Here is a 20,778-nt window from a genome sequence, read left to right on the forward strand (position 1 = left end):
GTAGAAGCATCTATCTGCAATACGGTTTGCCATGCTTCTATAAAACTGGCGCCATGCCATTATAGCTGACATTGCACAAATTTCACCGTATTGTGGTGGGTGCTGACGGGTTCGAACCGCCGACCTACGCCTTGTAAGGGCGCCGCTCTACCAACTGAGCTAAGCACCCACAGCCAGAACTTATGTTCTGATCTGTGAAAAGAGCTGCTTATTTTACAGCATCTTTCAAAGCTTTGCCAGGGCGAAAACGTGGCACTTTGGCAGCTTTGATTTTGATTTTTTCTTTGGTACGCGGATTCATCCCGGTACGGGCCTTGCGCTGAGCCACAGAAAATGTACCAAAACCAACCAAAGTCACGGTACCTTTTTTCTTCAGCGTGGTTTTTACACCAGCAATCATGGCATCCAAAGCGCGACCAGCAGCGGCTTTAGGCATATCAGCATTCTTGGCAATGTATTCAATCAGTTCTGTCTTATTCACAAAAACCTCCTATATATAACTACTATCCACCGTTGTATGACAGCAAACCTGCACTGGCATTCAGCCACAAACTGCAAGACTTGATCATATCCTCCGTAACCCGCCTGCCGCCTGGATAAGGCCTTCAGGCAAGATCTGACATCCGCAATGATACATGAACTTAAACGCATTCTCACACGTTTCATCGAATAAACAGACATTATTCAACTTATTTACATCAACTCCTGTTGGCCTGTCTTCGAATTTCTGGTATCGCTTTGCGCAAATAATAAACCATCGACCAGATGGTCAGAATCGCTGCAATATAAATCAGGCAGCTACCCCACCATGCGGTATCAATCACCCAAATCTTACGGTACAACAACAGAAACGGAATCGCCAGCATCTGAACCATGGTCTTGGCTTTGCCAACCATGTGCACCGCCACGCTGGCAGAAGCGCCAATCTGCGCCATCCACTCGCGCAGCGCCGTAATGGCAATTTCACGTCCGATAATGATCAGAGCAATAAACGAGTTGATCCGGCCCAGTTCCAGCAAAATCAGCAAGGAAGCACAGACCAGGAATTTATCTGCAACCGGGTCTAAAAACGCACCAAAAGCCGATGTCTGGTTCAGCTTGCGCGCCAGATAACCGTCAAACCAGTCAGTCACGGCAACTGCGGCAAACAACCCGGCGGCGATGAAATCACGGTATGACGCGGCTTGCGGGAACACATAATAAACCGCGATGATCAGCGGAATGGCAATGATGCGCGTCCAGGTCAATAAGGTAGGAATTGTAAAAAACATCGCAGGCTCAGTTTTTGATCAATGGCATATTTCGCCGCAGGTTTTATATAAAAATCCAAAATCCAATCAATACATCAGCATCAAATCAGATAACGAACGAAGTCCATATTTTTTTGTGAACCCGGCCACTTCAAACGTCGCAAGCATAACTGATAAGCCGCTACTGATAAGGACGTCTCCGAAAGCCCATCACAGCATCTGGATCATTATCCAGCCATTGTCCAGCTTTTCAAAGCTGCATTAGCAGCAAGTATAAGACGAATACACGCTGCTTTGCAGCACATTCAAAAAAGCATGCTTCACCAGTACGATACTATCTTATCTGAGCGCCCGGTAAATTTCATGCGCCAGTTCACGGGAAATCCCCTCTACCGTTGCCAGGTCCTCTTCGCTGGCATTCGCCACACCGCGAACACCACCAAACCGCTGCAGCAGCTTCGCCCTACGCTTGGGGCCGATGCCGGCAATATCTTCGAGCCGGCTTGCGCCAGTGCGCACCTTGGCCCGCTGTGAGCGCATCCCGGTAATGGCAAAACGGTGCGCCTCATCGCGAATTTCAGCCACCAGCATCAAGGCGGCGGAATCGTGTCCCAGATACACTTTGGGGCGCCCATCGGCAAACACCAGTTCCTCCAGCCCCACCTTGCGCCCTTCCCCTTTTTCCACCCCGACAATGCAGGAAAGGTCCAGCCCCAACTGCTCAAACACCTCCCGTGCAACAGCTACCTGGCCTTTTCCGCCGTCAATCAGCACCAGATCCGGCATCCGGGCCGTGACCGTACTGGCAACCTTATCTTTGTCTTGTACGTCACTGTCGGCAGCAGCATCCACCGGCTCGCCAGTTGCCGCAGCGCCCTGCATGGCTTCTACCACTTTGCTGTATCGCCGCAGCAAAACCTGTTTCATCGCGGCGTAATCATCCCCCGCCGTAATGCCGCGGATGTTATAACGCCGGTACTGGGCATTCTGCATCTTGTGGTCCTGGTAAACCACGCAAGAGGCCATGGTGGCCTCGCCGGATGTGTGGCTGATATCAAAGCACTCAATGCGCAGCTCATCAATCCGCTCCACATCCAGCCCCAAAGCCCCTACCAATGCCCGCGTACGCTCGCGCTGCGTTCCTTCCTGCGACAGCAACCGCGCCAGTGCCAGCGACGCCCCTTGTTCTGCCATATCCAGCCAGACCCGGCGTTGCCCGCGCGGATGCGTTACCACATGCACTTTCCGCCCGGCCTGCTCCTGCAATGTGGCAACCAGCTCTGCAGAAATCGGCTGGCTCACCACCAACACCGCCGGCAAAGACAAATCAATATAGTGCTGCGCAATAAATGCTTCCAGCACCGCGTTTTCCGCCGTATGGCTCAACAAGGCAGTCCCTGTTTTTTTCTTGTCCGATGCCTGCTGCTCATCCGGTTGCAACAGTTGCTGGTCTACCAGACGAACCTGCGTACCATCTTCCACATGCGCCGGAAAATAAGCCCGGTCTCCCAAATGCCTGCCACCGCGCACCATCGCCAGGTTCACACAGGCTTTTCCGCCCTGTACCTTAACCGCAATGATGTCCACCTCTTTGTCCATCTGCGTGGCACTGTTGGCTTCTACGGCTTGCTGTTGCAACACCCCGGCCAGCGCACTGAGCTGGTCTCTGACCAGCGCCGCCTGCTCAAACTCCAGTTGTTGCGCATGTGCATTCATCCTGCTTTGCAACTGCCCCATCACGGCATCTGTATCCCCTTCCAAAAACTCCTCGGCACTCAATACATCGGCCCGGTAATCCGCCTGGCTGACCAGCTTGACGCAAGGCCCCGAACAGCGCTTGATCTGATACAGCAGGCACGGCCTGTCACGGTGGTTAAACACGGTGTCTTCACAGGTACGCAGCTTGAACAGTTTTTGCAATAACTGGATCGACTCCTTGACCGCCCAGGCATTCGGATAAGGGCCATAGTAATGATGCTGTTTGTTCACCGCGCCACGGTAGTAGCTGATACGCGGATAGTCGTGCACGCTGATGCGCAGGTAGGGATAACTCTTATCATCGCGAAAAACAATGTTGTAGCGCGGATTCAGCGTTTTGATCAGGTTATTTTCCAGCAACAGTGCTTCTGCTTCTGTGCGAACCGTCGTGGTTTCAAGGCGGGCAATGCGCGAAACCATCAGGCCAATGCGGGTGCCTTCATGGTTCTGGTGAAAATAGCTGGATACACGGTTTTTCAGATTCCGCGCTTTCCCTACATACAACACCTGGTCTGCGGCATCAAAATAACGATACACTCCAGGCAGCGCAGGCAATGCGGCAACCGTCTCCAGCAACAACTGGCGCTGTGCTTCGGTAGGGCTGATCGCAGGTTTATCCTGATCGGTAGCCTGCTGCGCATCAGTTGCAGGCTCAAGCTCTTCAGCGCCTTCACTCTGTACACAGGAGGATGGCGCTGAATCGCTCTGGCTGCTTTTATCTTTGGATTTCTGAGATTTTCGATTCATGGGAAATTCAACCGGCCTTTGGTTACCCTACAGCATAAATGATTCTGCCAATTTGCGACAATACAGCATGATGAAAAAACCTATTTGGGACATTTTTTGCCAGGTTATAGACAACTGGGGCGATGCCGGGATCTGCTGGCGGCTGGCAACACAACTGGGGCAACACGGAATATCTGCACGGCTGTGGATCGACGACCCGCAGCCACTGTCATGGATGAACACACCATCAGCCACATGCCCCCAAGTGCAGATTGTACCTTGGCATGAGGCAGCCGATCATATTGCCCCTGGAGAAGTTCTGATTGAAGCATTTGGCTGCCACGCCCCAGACAGTTATCTCCAACAGGCAGCCGTGCTCCCCCCCCCTCCCATTTGGATTAACCTGGAATACCTCAGCGCCCAGCCTTACGCGGCACAGTGTCATGGCCTTCCCTCCCCGCAGCAGGCAGGGCCAGCCAAAGGCTTAACCCGCTGGTTCTATTACCCCGGCTTCACACCAGAAACCGGGGGGCTGTTGCGTGAGCCTAAATTACCGCAAATGCAGCAGAATTTTGATCCCGGCACCTGGCTGCTGCAACATAGCATCCCTGTGATGCCGGACCATCTGCGCATCAGCCTCTTCTGTTATGCCAACCGCGGCCTGCCTGAATTAATAGCACAGTGGCAAAACAGCGCAACACCCGTACACTTGCTGGTCACGCCGGGAGCAACCGCGCAAGCGCTGAACCCGTTGCTGTCCATTCCGGCAACAGACCTCCCTAATGCGGCGCCTCAGTCGCCCGTCACCCTGCAATATGGTCGCATCACCATCACCTGGCTGCCTTTTCTGTCTCAGCAGGATTTTGACCGCCTGCTATGGAGCAGCGATTTGAACATGGTACGCGGAGAAGACTCCTGGGTCCGTGCCATCTGGGCTGGCAAACCCTTTATCTGGCAACCTTACATCCAAGATGACGGCGAACACCAGCATAAACTGGACGCCTTTCTTGCCCTGGTCCCTGATGCCCCTTCGGCCTGGGTTGATTTTGAACGCCAATGGAGCGCACAATCAGCACCAAACTGGGCCTGTTTGCTTTCGTTATTTGATGCAACTGCACTGGCGCTCAAAAAACTGGAACACCGGCTGATGGCACAACCCGACCTGGTCACATCGCTGATTCAGTTTGTGCAACAAAAAAGCACTGCCACATCGGCAGCATGAACCTGAAACCACTGTATATCTGAATAAAAAACCATGGAAGAGATTCTATATTCCGGCCGCATACCCTATCCATTTGCGCTTGTTCCCTCCAGAGCGCGGCCCGATCTGCTAAAATGTGTTGTTTATCCAATTTGCCATTAGGCAGCAGATACTTTTTCTGAGCATGCTTGATGGCTTAAGCCACAACACGACCATTTAAAATTTGTGAGATTGACATATCCTGCTTTGATCGTGAGCGGCTTCTATTTTTACCAACTCAAGTTACACCATTCGTTATGAAAATTGCTCAAGAAATCCGTGCCGGCAATGTGATCATGCAGGGCAAAGATCCGATGATTGTCCTGAAGACCGAATACAGCCGCGGAGGCCGCGGCGCTGCAACCGTGCGCATGAAACTCAAAGGCCTGCTCAACAACATGGGCACCGAAGTCGTTTTCCGTGCCGACGACAAAATGGACCAGGTCATTCTGGACCATAAAGACTGCACCTACTCCTATTTTGCCGATCCCATGTACGTTTTCATGGATGCCGAATACAACCAGTATGAAGTTGAAGCCGAAAACATGGGTGACGCACTGAACTTCCTGGAAGACGGCATGGAAGTTGAAGTGGTTTTTTATGAAGGCAAAGCCATTTCCGTAGAACTGCCGACCTCTGTGGTGCGTGAAATCACCTGGACCGAGCCTGCCGTCAAAGGCGATACCTCCGGCAAGGTGCTCAAACCCGCCAAACTGACCACCGGGTATGAAGTACAGGTTCCTATTTTCGTCAACCAGGGCGATAAAGTGGAAATTGATACCCGTACCGGCGAATACCGCCGCCGCGTGTAAATGCACGGTGTATAGCAGGTTAACTGCTTGATATCAAGCATGCAGAAAGAGCCTTTCACAGGCTCTTTTCTATTTCATGATCCGTACTTTACATTTTTAGGAAAAATGCCTTGCTTTATAATGCAAGCTTCTCGGGCATGCTATCACGCCCTTTAGCTTTTCAGAATTCAAGTTATGAACGCAAACCTTCATCTTCTCAATACAAAATCAACCATTGCGGCACGTGACATCGTAGACCCGCGTAAAGAACTGGAAGATCCGCCCGCATTTCGCCTGGCTTTCAGTGATGGTGATTTTCTGCTGCGTGATGAAACCCGCGGCGTGCGTTTCCAGCTGGAATTGCTCAAAGCAGACCTGATCCTTAAAGAGCACAATGTCAACTCCACCATTGTGATTTTTGGCAGCGCCCGCCTGCGTTCACGCGAAGCGGCCACACAACTGCTGCGGGATGCAGAGCATCAACTCAGCCTGACCCCGCAGGATTCGGCATCTCAGCTTCAGCTTAAACGCGCCCAGAAACTGCTGGCAGACTCCTGCTACTATGAAGATGCCCGCATTATCGGGCAGATGATCGGCGCCTATGAGCAGGCAGCACCACAGGATCGTAAGGTGTTTGTCTGCACCGGTGGCGGCCCCGGCATCATGGAAGCGGCCAACCGTGGTGCCAGCGAAAGCGGCAGCCCCAACATCGGGCTCAATATCGTCCTGCCGCATGAACAGAAATTCAACCCGTACATTACACCTGAACTGTGCCTGCGCTTTCACTATTTTGCCACCCGTAAAATGCACTTCATGATGCGCGCCAGAGCGCTCATTGCGTTCCCCGGTGGCTTTGGCACGCTGGATGAGCTTTTCGAAATGCTCACGCTGATTCAAACGCATAAAAGCCGACCCGTACCGGTGGTGCTTTATGGCAGCTCATTCTGGAAACAACTGGTCAATTTTGAAATGCTGCTGGACATGGAAATGATCTCCCCCGAAGATGTCGACCTGTTCCAGTTTGTAGACAGTCCGGTAGAAGCCTGGAATGCGGTCCGCTTCTGGTATGACCTGCCTGTAGAAGGGTAAAAGAATTGAACACCCCGCCGGTTGATGCGCTCGAACAGGCTATCGCAGCCCACAGGCAGACACGTCCGCAGGACCGCACATTTCAGCTCACCACCGAACAAGGGCAGGCGCTGTGGATCAAAACGCCCAGTGCGCCCCGGTTACGCTGGTTGTACACCTTCACCAATCAGTTGATGATCTGGATGGAAATGCCTTATTTTCAGGCGCCACCTCATGCCGGCGGCCCTGGCGGCATTGCCTCATTACAGATTGAAAAACAAATGCTGCTGCGCCTGAAAGAAGCAGGCGTTCCGGTGCCCGATGTTGTGGCAAGCACATCCCAATGGATCGCGCTGAGCACGGTGGGTGACAAAAATCTGGATGAGCAGTTAAATGCAGATGCATGGCTTGAGCGCCAGCAACTCTGGCAGCAGGCAGTAAAAAGCATTGCCGATGTGCACGCCCGCGGCTGTTTTCTCAGTCAGTGTTTTGCCCGCAATATGTTGTTGCACAAAATGCCAGCCCCGCTGCCCGGTCAGCCTTCATATCAGATCTATTTTCTTGACCTGGAAGAAGACCCCAGCGCCGTCATGACACTGGCCCAGGCACAGATTCGCGACTGGGCTTTGTTTCTGCACTCCACTGCCAGCCTGGTCACTCAGGACATGGCCGCCTGCCAGCAATTCTTATTGAATTACCTGCAACAAGAGTCTGCTGATGTACAACAGGAGGCCAGACGCCTGTTCCGGCAACTGACCCGCCTGCGCTGGCTGAAACATTTTCAGTGGTTGGGCCGTGACGGCATCAGGTTGTATCAGCTTGGATTATTTGCGCAAGGCATCTCGCAGCACCTGCAACAACAGGACCGCAACGGGTCATATTAATCAATACCTACAGTTCAGCCGGAACTTGAACGTGCCGGACGCGGCTGGCCGGAAACTTCAAGATAAATGAAGAACCTTTGCCCAGTATGCTGTCAATTTCCAGTGCACCTTCGTGACGCTGCATCACATGCTTGACAATGGAAAGCCCCAGCCCGGTACCGCCGGTCTGGCGTGAACGGCTACGGTCCACCCGGTAAAAACGCTCTGTCAAACGCGGAATATGCTCTTTGGCAATGCCGGCCCCATTGTCCTTGACAACCAACAGCCCGCTGCCATCCGGTTCAACCTGCCAGGTCACGGCAATTTTGCTGCCATGCGGCGTGTAACGCACAGCATTGCTGACCAGATTACTCAATGCACTGAGCAGCTCCGTCTGCTCTCCTGCAATCTGGTCTGAGCCCGCCTTTGAAAAACTTATCTCATGTTGTCCGCCGGAAAGCTGTCTGGCTGTATGCTCTGCCTGCTCAAGCAACAAAACAACAGGAACCCATGAGTCTATCCCTGGTGCGGGGCTGCCTTCGAGCTTGGCCAGCGCCAGCAGATCACTGATAAGACCCTGCATGCGGTTGGACTGCTCGGCCATCAACGTCAGGTAATGAGCCTGCTCCGCCTTGTCCAATGGCAGGTTCTGCATGGTTTCAATGAACCCGGCAAGCACTGTCAGCGGTGTGCGCATTTCATGCGACACATTCGCAACAAAATCGCGCCGCATCTGGTCAATACGCTCCTGCTCCGTAATATCCTGAATCAAAACCAGCTTGCGCTGCTCATCGTAGTTGACCACCTGCAATATCAGTGTGCCCTGCTGCCCATGCCCCCACTCCATGCGCAGCGTGTTTTCATAGGCATGCTGCATCAGATAATTGACAAACACAGGCCGCCGCACCAGATTGGTAATATGCTGTCGATAATCGCGCGGAAATTCCAACCCCAGATAGTAGGCTGCATTGGCGTTGCCCCAGGTCACCTGATCATTCTCATCGAGCAATAACACGCCGGTCGGCGCCACCTGCATGGCAGACAAAAACTGTTGCAACTGCTGCTGTTCGGACTGGATCTGGCGATCACGCAAACGCATCAGGCGTACTGCGCGCCGTGCCAGTTCAGACCAGATGTCGACCGGGCCTTTTAACGTCTGCGGCAACTGGGCCTGCGCATCGTCGTTTTCCAGCCAATTCATGACTTTGGTCGCCCGCTGCAAATCAATCAACCAGATCGCTACTAACCCTAACAGCGCCCCCCCCAGCACACCGACTCCGGCAGAAAACCGAAGAAAAGAGGTTGCCAAGCCACCCAGCAGGCCACCGACAAACAATGCCAGCAGAAAATAAAAAATGCGTCTGCTATGCCAGCGCCTCACATCAACCCTTTAAACGGTAACCCGCACCGCGTACCGTTTCAATCAAATCGGTGCAGCCGGCCTGGGCCAGAACAGAACGCAGTCTTTTCACATGCACATCCACCGTACGCTCTTCAATGAAAACATGGTCACCCCATACTTTATCAAGAAGCTGGCCACGGCTGTGGACCCGATCCGGATGGCTCATCAAATAATTCAGCAACCGCAACTCCGTTGGCCCCATGCGCACCGTCTCGTCGTTCCAGGTCAGGCTCAGTGTGGCCTGATCCAGCTTGAGCGCCCCGGCCTCCAGCACCTCTGCTGCAGCTTCGGGTGCCCGGCGCCTGAGCAGCGCACGAATCCGGGCCAGCATTTCCTGGGTTGAAAACGGTTTGATCATATAGTCATCAGCACCGGCATCCAGCCCCATGACAATGTCGGCATCATCTCCACGGGCCGTCAGCATGATGATAGGCAACATGCTGGTACGTGTCTGCTGGCGCCAGTATTTTGCCAAAGACAGGCCATTTTCACCAGGCAGCATCCAGTCCAGCAGTATCAGGTCGGGCAGCTCCCGGTCCACCGCAACCCGCGCGGCCCTGGCATCGACCGCAGTCTCACTGCCAAAGCCCGCATGCTTCAGGTTAATGGCCACCAGCTCTGCAATGGCTGGTTCATCTTCAACAATCAATATCCGTGCTTGCATCATCAATTAATGAATGGCTGAATCGATTTTTTCCCGCGACGTGTGGCGCACATCCGCGCCCTTAACGATATAAATAATGAATTCGGCAATATTTTTGGCATGGTCACCAATGCGCTCCAATGCCTTGGCAATGAACAGCAGATCAAGGCTGGCAGAAATGGTGCGCGGATCTTCCATCATGTACGTGACCAGTTTTCTGACAAAACCATCAAACTCATTATCAATCTGATCATCTTCATGCATGATCGCTATTGCAGCATCCACATCCAGGCGCGCCAGCGCATCCAGCGCCTGGCGTATCAGCTTGGCTGCCAGGTCTGCTGCAATGTGCAATTCGGAAGAAGGCAGGGTTTTAGGCATGCCCATATCAATGATGGACTTCACCATACGGGCAATTTTGACCGCCTCATCTCCAACCCGCTCCAGATTGGTGGTGGTTTTTGAAATGGCAATCAGCAAACGCAAATCGCGCGCAGTAGGCTGGCGTTTGGCAATCACCGTGGTCAGTTCGCGATCAATCTCGACTTCCATCTGGTTGACCAGCACCTCACGTTCAATCACCTGGTCAGATATCTCGGTATTGAATTGTTCCAATGCCTGTATTGCCGCGGCAATTTGAGACTCAATCAGGCCACCCAGCTCCATGATGCGCGAAGATACCGCATTGAGATCCGCATCAAACTGTGAAGATAAATGTTTATCCGCCATATTCATCCTGTCTTTGTGAAGACTCCATATATACTGTTACAACCACACATCAACCAAACCGGCCGGTAATGTAATCTTCCGTTTCCGTGCGATGCGGTTTAAAGAACACCTGATCAGTGGCACCGAATTCAATCAGCTCGCCCAAATACATGTACGCTGTGTAGTCTGAACAACGTGCAGCCTGCTGCATGTTGTGCGTCACAATCATGACCGTGTAATCCTTTTTCAGCTCATGAATCAACTCTTCAATTTTCGCAGTCGAAATCGGGTCCAGCGCTGAACAAGGCTCATCCAGCAGCAGCACTTCCGGCTTGACCGCCACGCCCCGGGCAATGCACAAACGCTGTTGCTGCCCACCCGAAAGCGATGAGCCGCTTTTGTGCAGTTTATCCTTCACCTCATCCCACAAAGCAGCCTGGCGCAGGGCATTTTCCACCCGGTCATCCATATCTGCACTGGAAAGTTTCTCAAACAGCTTGATACCAAATGCAATGTTATCGTAAATAGACATTGGAAAAGGCGTTGGCTTTTGAAACACCATGCCCACACGCGCCCGCAGCAGCGCAGGGTCTTCGGTGGATGCCAGGATATCCTGCCCGTCCATCAGAATTTTGCCCTCTGCACGCTGGTCTGGGTACAGTGCATACATCCGGTTGAACACCCGCAACAAGGTCGATTTGCCGCAACCGGAAGGGCCGATAAACGCCGTCACCTTGTGCTCAGGAACCGATAGCGTAATATCTTTCAGCGCATGAAACTGCCCGTAATAAAAATTCAGGCCTTGTACTTCAATTTTTGGTTTGCCTGCCTGCTGCATTGTATTGAGCCCCATCTGTTTTACTTCCGTCATATTCATATATGTATCAACTTTTATCATTCTTTATTTCTGACCAGCGCACGAGCCAGCATATTGAGCACCAATACCGCCACCAGCATGATAAACACACCGGCCCAGGCCAGTTTTTGCCAGTTGGCAAACGGGCTCATCGCAAATTTGAAGATCGTCACCGGCAAACTTGCCAATGGTCCGGACATCTCCAGGCTCCAGAACTGGTTGGAAAGCGCTGTAAAGAGCAGTGGCGCCGTCTCGCCGGAAATACGCGCCAGTGCCAGCAATACGCCGGTGAGCACCCCGGCTCTGGCGGCACGCAATGAAACCATCAGAACGACTTTCCATTTAGGCGCCCCCAGTGCATAAGCAGCCTCACGCAATGCATCGGGCACCAGTTGCAACATGTTTTCCGTGGTGCGCACCACCACCGGCACAACAATCAGCCCCAGCGCAGCCACCCCGGCCCAGCCGGAAAACCCCTGAAAAGGCCTGACCAGCAAAGCATAAATAAACAGACCAATGACAATGGAAGGTGCAGAAAGCAAAATATCATTCATGAACCGCACCGTAGCGGCAAACACACCGCGCCTGCCATACTCGCACAGGTAAATGCCAACCAAAATGCCAATCGGGGTGGCAATCAGGGTTGCTAAGAAAACCATCATCAGCGAGCCGACAATGGCATTGGCCAACCCACCTTCAGAGCCCATGGGCGGAGGCGTCATCTCGGTAAAAACGGACCATGTCAGGCCGTCAATACCCAGGCGCAGCGCATCCCATAAAATCCATAACAGCCAGAACACGCCAAATGCCATCGCCACCATGGACAGTACAAGCGCCACTATATTTTTACGCCGGCGTGCGCGATGGTGTGCCAGACGGCTTTGCTGCTGCTCTTTGGTCAAAGGTGCCATGCTACTCATCTGTTATTTCCCCTCATGGCGTTTGAGCCGCAACAGCAACAGCTTTGAAAAAGCCAGCACCACAAATGTAATGGCAAACAGCACCAGTCCCAGATAAAACAAGGAAGCCTGGTGCAACCCGCTGGCTGCTTCGGCAAACTCATTAGCCAGCGTGGAGGTAATGCTGTTGGCCGGCTCAAACAGCGAAAGCGAATTCAGCTGATTCATGTTACCAATGACAAACGTCACCGCCATCGTTTCGCCCAAAGCACGCCCAAGCCCCAGCATGATGCCACCAATGACACCGGTTTTGGTATAGGGCAGCACAACCTTGCTGACAACTTCCCAGGTCGTTGCACCCAGCCCGTAGGCCGACTCCTTGAGCATAGGGGGGGTGATTTCAAACACGTCACGCATTACTGACGCAATAAACGGCGTGATCATGATCGCCAGAATAATCCCGGCAGACAAAATACCAATCCCGACGGGTGGCCCTGAAACCAGCGTGCTCAAAAACGGCACGTCTCCAAACCAGGCCTGCAATGGCTGTTGTACAAAACGGGCCAGAAACGGCCCAAAAACCAGCAGCCCCCACATGCCATACACAATGGAAGGCACTGCGGCCAGCAATTCAATTGCAGTACCCAGCGGCTTCTTGAGCCAGTTCGGGGAGAGTTCTGTCAGAAAAATGGCAATGCCAAAACTCACCGGCACCGCAATCAGCAACGCAATGGCCGATGTGGCCAGCGTGCCGTAGATCATAGTCAATCCGCCGTAACGCTGCGCAACCGGGTCCCACTCACTGGTCCATAAAAAAGACAGCCCGAATTCTTTGATCGCCGGCGCGGCACCGATCATCAGAGAAATCATGATGCCGACCAGCATCAGCAAACTGATCACTGCGGCAACCCTGACCAGAAAGGCAAACAGAAAATCTCCGGATGCACCTCGCACCGTACGCAACGGCTGAGAAAGCGAAGCACCTGCGGAGTCGGATGGTTCTAATATTTGGTCTGAAGGCACGGACATGCAAAAAACTTCCTTTTTATGCCATCACGGTTGTTATTATCGTTTTAGAGTATACAAGGCAACTTTCGCCAAGAAAATTGCCTTGATACAGATTTTCCAACAAAACCATGTTGTTATTTGTAGCTGATGACATTGCCCTTGGTATCAACCACACTTGCCCACTCTTTGCGAACAATATCCTTGACCTCTGCCGGGAATGGCACATAGTCCAGCTTGGAAGCGGCCTCATCACCATGGGTGTAAGCCCAGTCAAAGAACTTCAACACGGCACGCATTTGCTCGGGCTTGTCGGTCTGCTGGTAAATCAGGATGAATGTTGCCGTTGAAATCGGCCATGCCTTCTCGCCAGGGGCATAGGTCAGGCTTTGGTCAAACGATTTTGACCAGTCAATCCCGGCAGCTGCCGCTTTGAATGTATCGTCACTGGGAGAAACAAATTTGCCATCGGCATTTTCCAGTTGCACATGTGACATGTTGTTCTGTTTGGCATACGCATATTCAACATAACCAATTGAATTGGCCAACTGCATCACAAAAGCGGAAACGCCCTCGTTGCCTTTGCCACCAGCACCCACTGGCCAGTTGACAGCGGTACCCGTACCAACCTTCTGCTCCCATTCAGGGCTAACTTTGGAAAGATACTGGGTGAAAGCAAAAGAAGTCCCGGAACCTTCAGATCTGCGCACCACCGCAATGGCTGCATCGGGCAGCTTCAGATCAGGATTGAGTTTGGCAATGGCCGGGTCATTCCAGCGGGTGATTTTGCCCAGATAAATATCTGCCAGCAGCCCACCGTTGAGCTTGAGCTCTCCAGGTTTGATCCCCTGAATATTCACCACCGGAACCACACCACCGATCACTGTCGGGAACTGGATCAATCCGGCTTCTTTCAACTGTGCATCCGTTAATGGTGCATCAGATGCACCAAAATCGACCGTTCTGGCTTTGATTTGGTTCACGCCAGCACTGGAACCGACTGACTGGTAATTGATCCGCACACCAGTTGCTTTGTAATAAGCGTCAGCCCATTGCGCATACACGGGTGCCGGAAAAGAAGCGCCGGCGCCTGTTACGTTCTGCGCCATGGCTCCTGTCAGCATACCCAGAGCTACCGTCCCTGCCAATGCCGCCTTCAATATGATTTTTTTAACTGTTATTCTCATCATCGTCCTTTCGTGTCATTTAATGAACATGCTGCAGATTATGACAAGCATTTATGACAGAAATATGACAACACCTTTGCCTTAACAACTTTGCATCACACGTAAAACCGTGTAGTATTTACCCTGAAAAAAGGCTTGGCCCATTTTTAACAATAAAACCACCTATCTTTCCAGTTTGAAATCCGAACCATGAAAAAATACATTCATTTCCTCTTAGCCATCCTGCTGACCGCTCTGGCTGCATGTTCTTCCACAGACAAAACAGAAGCAAACTGGGTGCCTGTTTTTCAGGACCCCAAAGGATTTGATTTCTATCTGGACACCAACTCCATTCAGATCGATTTATCCAACTCCCACTGGAGACGCGTCATATTGGCAAGCGATGTCAAACCGCACACACCAGGCGTCAGGGGAACATCATCGTGGCTTGACATGACACTGGACTGCCAGGCAAAAACCGCACGCATCAACGAAATGCGCCTTTATGAAAAACCCTGGCATCAGGGCAAGATCATAGACACAGCTGGCGCCGAAGAGGAATTCACCCCGATTGGCAGCGATGAAAACGGCATGCGTTTGTTTTATGCTGTATGCAGGTAACCTCTATACCCAATAATCCTCTATGCCCTGGCCGAAAAACGGTCTCATGTTTCAGAAAAATAGCCATGTTGTTTTAACTGCACTCAAAATCAGCAGAAATCATGAAAACGCTTCTCATCATTGAAATGGGCGTTCCGCCTCTTTTCGTTCACCAGAAATGCGGCTCCCATGCCGACTGGTTTATCAGCGCGCTGCAACCTTTGGCAGGCAAAATGTCAACCCCGGTTTGCCGCCCCTATCTCGGGGAAACACTGCAAGAACCTGCCAGCCTGGGCGGAGCCATCATCACAGGGTCCTGGAGCATGGTGACAGACCGGGAAGAATGGAGCGAATACACGGCCCAGTGGTTCAGAACCGCCATGCAGGCGCAACTGCCGGTATTTGGCGTGTGTTATGGGCACCAGTTGATGGCCCATGCATTAGGTGGGACCATAGGCGATAACCCCGAAGGACTGGAAATTGGAACCCGCACCATCACGCTGGATGCCGCTGCCCAAACAGACCCCTTGCTCAGCCAGCACGCTCAAACATTTGATGCGTACCTGCTGCACCAGCAAAGCGTATTGAAACCGCCTGCAGGGGCTGTCAGTCTGGCAACATCTGATCTGGATCGGCACCAGATTTTGCGTTATGCCCCCAACACCTACTCGGTGCAGTTCCACCCGGAATTTTCCGAAGCCGTCATGCGAGCATCCATCGAAGACCTGGCACGCGCACCGGGCCATGGCGCAGAGCATACGCCTATTGCTGCACAAACGCCTTTCTCCAGGCAGATTCTGCTGAGTTTCTGTGACATAGTCCTCACCGCACACCAGAATTGATCACACTGTCATTGAATCTCTTTATACAATAGACGCAATGATTCTTCACAGGATAAATCACTATGGCATTGGTTTTCTGCAAGCGCTGTCAAAACGAATACGATAATCACACATCGACCTGCCCTTACTGCGGCAACCTGACCCCACCTCATACCAGACTGAAGGGGGTATTTGTTATCGCCATCATCGCTGTGGTGGTTGCCGTCACATTTGCCATTCCCTCCCTGATCGCTTCCTGGCAAACGCAACAGAATGCCTCTAACCCCGACCGGGCCGGACATTCTACGGTCGCTTCAGCAACAGACAGCGTCTCCTCCGTTGCTGTCAGTATGCCCCAGCCCAACCAGGGCGATACCACATCAACGACACTGACGCGCTACGCCGAAAGAGTCAATCAATCATTTGAGCAAATGGCACTGTCCAGTACCATTACGCACCTGCCAGCAGATCCCCAGTTTGATCAGGGCTCGCAGACTTTTGTACACCAGATCAACAAGCAGGCAACCCTTGAAATCAAGCTGGACTCACGCGGCAGCCAGATCCTGGCCGTGTATATTTACAATAACAATGTCAAGGCACAGCCCAGGCTGATGAGCAATGTTGCCGCCGCCGCATTCAAAAGCGTGCTGGCTGACGACATGGATATAAGCGAAGTCAGGGACCAAATTACTTATCTGGACCAGTTGGCACAAAGTGCCAGAAACTGCACCGCAGCTTACCAGTTTGAAGACTTCTACCTCTTCGAGACACTTGACAAAGCACAAAACAGCAGTGTTGTCGGCCTCTCATCAGAGCGCCCGCAAAACATCTGCCGCTGAAAATGAACTGCACGCGCACAAAGCTGCTGCTGCAACTGGGCTTGCGCTGTGCGGTGATTCTGGTGATCTGTTACGGCCTTTATCTGGCACTGTACGGTGCGTTTGGCGCATTTCAGTCATGGCAGCTCTCCTTTTACACCGTGCAGTCCAATGCACTGGTTCTGTTGCTGTTTATCGGGTTGGCAGTTAACGATCTCCGGCTGCTTATCAGTCCTTCGCATGTACCGCCACAGGCACATGAAAAAGCTGGTTTTTCAATACACCAGATCAAAGTGGCCCTTACCTGGGCCATTTCCATTACCGGTATTGTCTGGCATCTTCTGCTGGTCCCTTATATCGAGCAGCTTCCTGAGCAGGTCTTTTTTTCTCCTTCTATTTCTCCATCCATCCTGTTGAGTTTTTCACTGCTGCATACCTGGTCACCGCTGCTGGTGTTTCTGGACTGGCTGCTGTTTGACCGCAAGGGCACCCTTCACATTACAACCCCCTGGTGGTGGCTGTTGATCCCGCTGGCTTACTTTGCATTCATCTGTCTGAAAGTGCACTTCACTGGCCCCGTAAATGCCGAATTTGGCCTGGTATATCCCTATCCGTTTATTGATTTCAATGCATTGGGCGCAAGAGCTGTTGCCATCAATGTGGTATTCATGGCAACAGGCATGTTGATACTGGGCTATATTTATTGGGGAATTGACCGATTACTCAGTAAAATGCAGCGTTCCCCCATTTGCACCCCTGAAAACTCACACGATCACACTGATTATGGACACCCAACCAAACATTGAAGACATTTCCAGCATGCTGGCTCCCGGTCAGGTCTGGCATTACCGCACGCGTGTAGGGGAAGAAAGCTCAACCGTCATCATTAACCGCATAGAGTCTGCCCCCAACTACGACCAGATATTTCACATCACCATTCAGGGGCTCAATATTCCCACGCCTGAAACGGGAGAAAGTATCACCCAGATAGACCATGCGCCGGTATCTTTACCCACGCTGCTTACCAGCCTGACCGATCTGGTGGAAACAACAGCCCCCTGCCCGGCGGGCGAGCAAGGGTATCAGACATGGAAAGCCGAATTTGACCAGAACAAGGCCGGCGTTTTTCTCATCAGCATTGCAGACATTGTTTCTGTCATTGAACGCTCTTTTTACCGGCTGCAATAATTTGTGGCCCACCCCATCACCCATCAGCTCTGCACAAGTATCTGTTGTCAGATTGTCAGGTCGCTGGCTGGCTGGCCGATGGCGTTTTCAAGCAGGTCATACATCAACAGAATCTCTCCGGCCTGCAACTGCATATTGACCAGCATGCGTTCATCCAGATAAGCCTCACCGCCTTTGCCACTCATCTTCAAAGCAACCGCGCCCGCGTTCGCAATCTGCTCGATCACATCCCGGTTATCAATCATCAGAATATCACCAAACTCATACAACTGGGAGCCTGTTACCGCCTGCCGCTGGGATTGGTCGGGAGAAATATCCTGCTGGTAAACAACCTTGCCATCTGCCAGCAAAGAAATGTGCTTTAAATACAGCCAGTCCTCGCCAAAATAGATCACACGCATAACGATCTGGGGCCGCTGTCCGTCTTTCAGGCTCAAATAAAACAGCACATTGTTTTTGGCAATACTCTGCCGGCTGGGCGCATAATAATACGTTACGCCCCTGAAAACATCACGGTATGCACTGCTGTGGGCCACACAGTCGTCATCCTGGAGAAAACAGGCGTCAAACTTGTAGTTGGCATTGGGCGCTTCCATCACTTTATTGCTGATTTGCACCAACTGGTCGACACTGCTTTGCCATGCTTGGCTCTGCTCGGCATATGGCAGGGCTTCTGCGCCTGAAGTATCTATTCGCAGCATGCGCCCAGAACTGCCCACACCCTCCATGCCATATGTGGGATGAGACGCCACAGGTGCGCGCTCCTGCACGGAAGGTGCGCTCTGATCACACGCACACAATAGAGCACACAACAGCAATGTCGCTGCTACCTTGACTTTCGCTGTATTCATATTTTTTATTTATATCGGGACCAACCCAATCCCAAGGTTTTCCATTATCGCTCAAAAGGTCTATATTTTAATGCTTTACCCATCGCCAAAAACAATCTGTTGCAGCCGATCAACGATTGTTTTTTCAACCCCCCTCTTACCTGCTGGCATTTCAACGCCGTTTACCCTTCACAATCCGACCCGGTTTGTCCTGGCAAGCCATTGTTTTATTGATCAAAATCAGTCATTTTTGTAATTCAGCTTTGAAGTATCAATTTGCAGTACCCAAAGTATCGTATCATGATACATTTTGGAAAATTGCAGACAGTGCACCTGTAGTTCCAAATAATCGTGCTCGCTCAGTGATTTATCATCTCAAAAGAATGATTTGCGTCATAAGGTAGAAATATGGAACTGCATATCAAGCTGGCCAGTGAAACATGGGAATTTGAACAGATTCATCGTTTGAACTACCGCACATTTGTAGAAGAAATACCGCAGCATCCGCCCAATACAGAAAAACGTCTGGTTGACCAGTTTCATTCGGAAAACACCTACATCATTGCTTTGCACAAACAGCAGGTCATCGGCATGATTGCCGTACGCGGCACACGCCCGTTCTCGCTGGATGCCAAATTGCCGAGCCTAGATCAGTACCTGCCTTCGGGCAGAGCGCCGGTTGAGATCAGGCTGCTGGCGGTAGAACCCCACATGCGCAAAACAATGGTGTTCCTCTCGCTGCTGGACTTTGCTGTCAAACACTGCCAGCAGCAAGGCTATGACCTGGCCGTGATCTCCGGTACAACACGCCAGCAAAAGCTGTATCGTCACTTAGGTTTTCTGCCATTTGGCCCGCTGATCGGCACATCTGCCGCCCAATACCAGCCCATGTACCTGACCCTGGAAACATACCAGCAGATCATGGATAAAAGCGCGGCATTACGCAAAACATTACGTGAACTGCCCGAAACGCACAATGGGCTGAATTTTTTACCGGGGCCGGTTCAGATGACTTCCGAGGTCAGGAACGCATTTTCGGCCCCCTGCATTTCTCATCGGGCAGATACCTTCCTGGCCATGCTGAAACAGGCCAGTAACAAGCTGTGCCAGATCACCGGCGCACGCCATGCCCAGATTTTGTTAGGATCTGGCACACTGGGTAATGAAGTTGTGGCCGCCCAGCTTTCTCTTTTAAAAACTCCCGGCCTGATCGTCTCGAACGGCGAGTTTGGCGAACGCCTGATCGGCCACGCACGCCGTGCGCAGCTCAAGTTCAATACATTGCAATATGCGTGGGGCACACGCATGCATCTGGATGAAATCAAGTATGCGCTGTCACAGCTCCCGGAGGACGGCTGGGTCTGGATGGTCCACCATGAAACCTCTACCGGCATGCTCAACCCTTTTGCAGAACTGAAAACCTTATGCACGCTGCATGGTCTGCACCTGTGTCTGGACTGCATCAGTTCAGTCGGTGCCATACCGGTTGACCTCAGCGCTGTTTACCTGGCTACAGCCGTCAGTGGCAAAGGGTTTGGCAGCTACCCCGGCCTGTCTGTGGTGTTTCATGACTATACGCCAGCCCCCCAGCCCCAAACCCTGCCAGGCTACCTCGACCTGGGGAACTGGGCATGCCAGCACAGCGTTCCTTATACCCACTCATCCAACCTCATGAATGCATTTTTAACTGCGCTTTCTCAGGCAACGCCCGAGCGCATGGAACGCATTCAAAACAACATGGCATGGCTGCGGCAGGAACTGGAATGCTGCGGCTTGTCCGCTCTGGTCTCCCCGCAGGAAGCCTGCGCTGCCATTGTCACCCTTGTTTCTGACCGGCCTGGCCTGACCACAGCCATTGGAGATGAGCTTGAACTACACGGCTGCTGGTTAAGCTACCGCAGCGCCTACCTGCGGGATCGCCATTGGTTGCAGATCTCACTGCTGGGCGATCCGTCAAGGGCGCAGTTGGAAAAACTAATGCAGTTGATTCGCAATGCCTGCCACCAACTGCAAAAAACACCTGCACAAAACCGGCAGCCTGCCAATCAGGCTGTCAATGCAATGCATTAACAGCCATTAAAGTCCGGCACGTTTGGCCACATCCAATAATCAATCAAAGGTGCCCGCCAGAGCACCTTGATGGTTA

21 protein-coding genes and 1 tRNA gene are annotated in these 20,778 nt (G+C 52.2%); 10 read left to right on the top strand and 12 right to left on the bottom strand.

All coding sequences use genetic code 11. From position 1 onward, the window contains the following. Nucleotides 1-93: 93 nt before the first annotated feature. From AACY98_RS02450 to uvrC, 4 genes are all read right to left on the bottom strand, one after another. Nucleotides 94-169 (bottom strand) — tRNA-Val (locus AACY98_RS02450). A 39-nt stretch (nucleotides 170-208) separates the two neighbouring features. Continuing rightward, a complete protein-coding gene (locus AACY98_RS02455; protein WP_126981168.1) occupies nucleotides 209-481 on the bottom strand; it encodes an HU family DNA-binding protein in 273 nt (90 codons plus the stop codon). Nucleotides 482-698: 217 nt separating this feature from the next. Next, nucleotides 699-1,271, bottom strand: a complete 573-nt coding sequence (gene pgsA, locus AACY98_RS02460) for a CDP-diacylglycerol--glycerol-3-phosphate 3-phosphatidyltransferase (protein WP_126981167.1) — start codon at nucleotides 1,269-1,271, stop codon at nucleotides 699-701. A 318-nt stretch (nucleotides 1,272-1,589) separates the two neighbouring features. Further along, nucleotides 1,590-3,755, bottom strand: a complete 2,166-nt coding sequence (gene uvrC, locus AACY98_RS02465) for an excinuclease ABC subunit UvrC (RefSeq protein ID WP_339801150.1) — start codon at nucleotides 3,753-3,755, stop codon at nucleotides 1,590-1,592. A 67-nt stretch (nucleotides 3,756-3,822) separates the two neighbouring features. Between uvrC and earP the strand changes: the two genes are divergently transcribed. From earP to AACY98_RS02485, 4 genes are all read left to right on the top strand, one after another. Next, the gene (earP, locus tag AACY98_RS02470) at nucleotides 3,823-4,956 is read left to right on the top strand and encodes an elongation factor P maturation arginine rhamnosyltransferase EarP (RefSeq protein ID WP_339801153.1); all 1,134 of its coding nucleotides are present in this window, start codon (nucleotides 3,823-3,825) and stop codon (nucleotides 4,954-4,956) included. Between the two features lie 275 nt (nucleotides 4,957-5,231). Further along, nucleotides 5,232-5,786, top strand: a complete 555-nt coding sequence (efp, locus tag AACY98_RS02475) for an elongation factor P (RefSeq protein WP_126981164.1) — start codon at nucleotides 5,232-5,234, stop codon at nucleotides 5,784-5,786. 174 nt (nucleotides 5,787-5,960) lie between these two features. Further along, nucleotides 5,961-6,854 carry a TIGR00730 family Rossman fold protein gene (locus tag AACY98_RS02480; protein WP_339801156.1) on the top strand — a complete coding sequence of 298 codons (894 nt, stop codon included), beginning with the start codon at nucleotides 5,961-5,963 and terminating at the stop codon, nucleotides 6,852-6,854. A 5-nt stretch (nucleotides 6,855-6,859) separates the two neighbouring features. Further along, nucleotides 6,860-7,717 (top strand): hypothetical protein, encoded by an 858-nt coding sequence (locus tag AACY98_RS02485; RefSeq protein WP_339801158.1) that lies wholly within the window; start codon nucleotides 6,860-6,862, stop codon nucleotides 7,715-7,717. Nucleotides 7,718-7,724: 7 nt separating this feature from the next. On the opposite strand, the gene phoR is transcribed toward AACY98_RS02485, so the two are convergent. The 7 genes from phoR to pstS all read right to left on the bottom strand — a co-directional run bounded on the left by phoR (nucleotide 7,725) and on the right by pstS (nucleotide 14,399). After that, nucleotides 7,725-9,077, bottom strand: a complete 1,353-nt coding sequence (gene phoR / locus AACY98_RS02490; RefSeq protein WP_339801161.1) for a phosphate regulon sensor histidine kinase PhoR — start codon at nucleotides 9,075-9,077, stop codon at nucleotides 7,725-7,727. Nucleotide 9,078: 1 nt separating this feature from the next. Beyond that, the gene (gene phoB / locus AACY98_RS02495; RefSeq protein WP_423817508.1) at nucleotides 9,079-9,768 is read right to left on the bottom strand and encodes a phosphate regulon transcriptional regulator PhoB; all 690 of its coding nucleotides are present in this window, start codon (nucleotides 9,766-9,768) and stop codon (nucleotides 9,079-9,081) included. Beyond that, the gene (gene phoU / locus AACY98_RS02500) at nucleotides 9,769-10,470 is read right to left on the bottom strand and encodes a phosphate signaling complex protein PhoU (protein WP_126981160.1); all 702 of its coding nucleotides are present in this window, start codon (nucleotides 10,468-10,470) and stop codon (nucleotides 9,769-9,771) included. It abuts the gene before it with no gap. A 49-nt stretch (nucleotides 10,471-10,519) separates the two neighbouring features. After that, nucleotides 10,520-11,320: a phosphate ABC transporter ATP-binding protein PstB gene (gene pstB / locus AACY98_RS02505; protein WP_339801168.1), complete on the bottom strand. Its 801-nt coding sequence runs from the start codon at nucleotides 11,318-11,320 to the stop codon at nucleotides 10,520-10,522. 23 nt (nucleotides 11,321-11,343) lie between these two features. Next, complete coding sequence (gene pstA / locus AACY98_RS02510) at nucleotides 11,344-12,216, bottom strand: phosphate ABC transporter permease PstA (protein WP_239442608.1); 873 nt, start codon at nucleotides 12,214-12,216, stop codon at nucleotides 11,344-11,346. 12 nt (nucleotides 12,217-12,228) lie between these two features. After that, nucleotides 12,229-13,233, bottom strand: coding sequence for a phosphate ABC transporter permease PstC (gene pstC / locus AACY98_RS02515; RefSeq protein WP_126981157.1), 1,005 nt, complete (start codon nucleotides 13,231-13,233; stop codon nucleotides 12,229-12,231). A gap of 113 nt (nucleotides 13,234-13,346) precedes the next feature. Beyond that, the gene (gene pstS, locus AACY98_RS02520; RefSeq protein ID WP_404948048.1) at nucleotides 13,347-14,399 is read right to left on the bottom strand and encodes a phosphate ABC transporter substrate-binding protein PstS; all 1,053 of its coding nucleotides are present in this window, start codon (nucleotides 14,397-14,399) and stop codon (nucleotides 13,347-13,349) included. A 186-nt stretch (nucleotides 14,400-14,585) separates the two neighbouring features. On the opposite strand from pstS, the gene AACY98_RS02525 reads away from it, so the two are divergent. The 5 genes from AACY98_RS02525 to AACY98_RS02545 all read left to right on the top strand — a co-directional run bounded on the left by AACY98_RS02525 (nucleotide 14,586) and on the right by AACY98_RS02545 (nucleotide 17,802). After that, complete coding sequence (locus AACY98_RS02525; RefSeq protein ID WP_339801172.1) at nucleotides 14,586-14,996, top strand: surface-adhesin E family protein; 411 nt, start codon at nucleotides 14,586-14,588, stop codon at nucleotides 14,994-14,996. A 101-nt stretch (nucleotides 14,997-15,097) separates the two neighbouring features. Further along, on the top strand, nucleotides 15,098-15,817 hold the full coding sequence (locus AACY98_RS02530) for a glutamine amidotransferase (RefSeq protein WP_339801175.1): 720 nt from the start codon (nucleotides 15,098-15,100) through the stop codon (nucleotides 15,815-15,817). 62 nt (nucleotides 15,818-15,879) lie between these two features. Further along, nucleotides 15,880-16,635 (top strand): hypothetical protein, encoded by a 756-nt coding sequence (locus AACY98_RS02535; protein ID WP_339801177.1) that lies wholly within the window; start codon nucleotides 15,880-15,882, stop codon nucleotides 16,633-16,635. A 2-nt stretch (nucleotides 16,636-16,637) separates the two neighbouring features. After that, nucleotides 16,638-17,420, top strand: coding sequence for a Pr6Pr family membrane protein (locus tag AACY98_RS02540; RefSeq protein ID WP_339801180.1), 783 nt, complete (start codon nucleotides 16,638-16,640; stop codon nucleotides 17,418-17,420). Next, nucleotides 17,398-17,802: a hypothetical protein gene (locus AACY98_RS02545; RefSeq protein ID WP_339801183.1), complete on the top strand. Its 405-nt coding sequence runs from the start codon at nucleotides 17,398-17,400 to the stop codon at nucleotides 17,800-17,802. The genes AACY98_RS02540 and AACY98_RS02545 overlap by 23 nt, the downstream gene beginning before the upstream one ends. A gap of 47 nt (nucleotides 17,803-17,849) precedes the next feature. Here the strand turns inward: AACY98_RS02545 and AACY98_RS02550 are convergent, their stop codons facing one another. Continuing rightward, nucleotides 17,850-18,653, bottom strand: a complete 804-nt coding sequence (locus tag AACY98_RS02550; RefSeq protein WP_339801186.1) for a hypothetical protein — start codon at nucleotides 18,651-18,653, stop codon at nucleotides 17,850-17,852. Between the two features lie 387 nt (nucleotides 18,654-19,040). On the opposite strand from AACY98_RS02550, the gene AACY98_RS02555 reads away from it, so the two are divergent. After that, complete coding sequence (locus AACY98_RS02555; RefSeq protein ID WP_339801189.1) at nucleotides 19,041-20,702, top strand: aminotransferase class V-fold PLP-dependent enzyme; 1,662 nt, start codon at nucleotides 19,041-19,043, stop codon at nucleotides 20,700-20,702. The last annotated feature ends 76 nt before the right edge of the window (nucleotides 20,703-20,778 follow it).

It is taken from the genome of Saezia sanguinis (assembly GCF_963921665.1).
GTDB lineage: Bacteria > Pseudomonadota > Gammaproteobacteria > Burkholderiales > Burkholderiaceae_C > Saezia > Saezia sanguinis.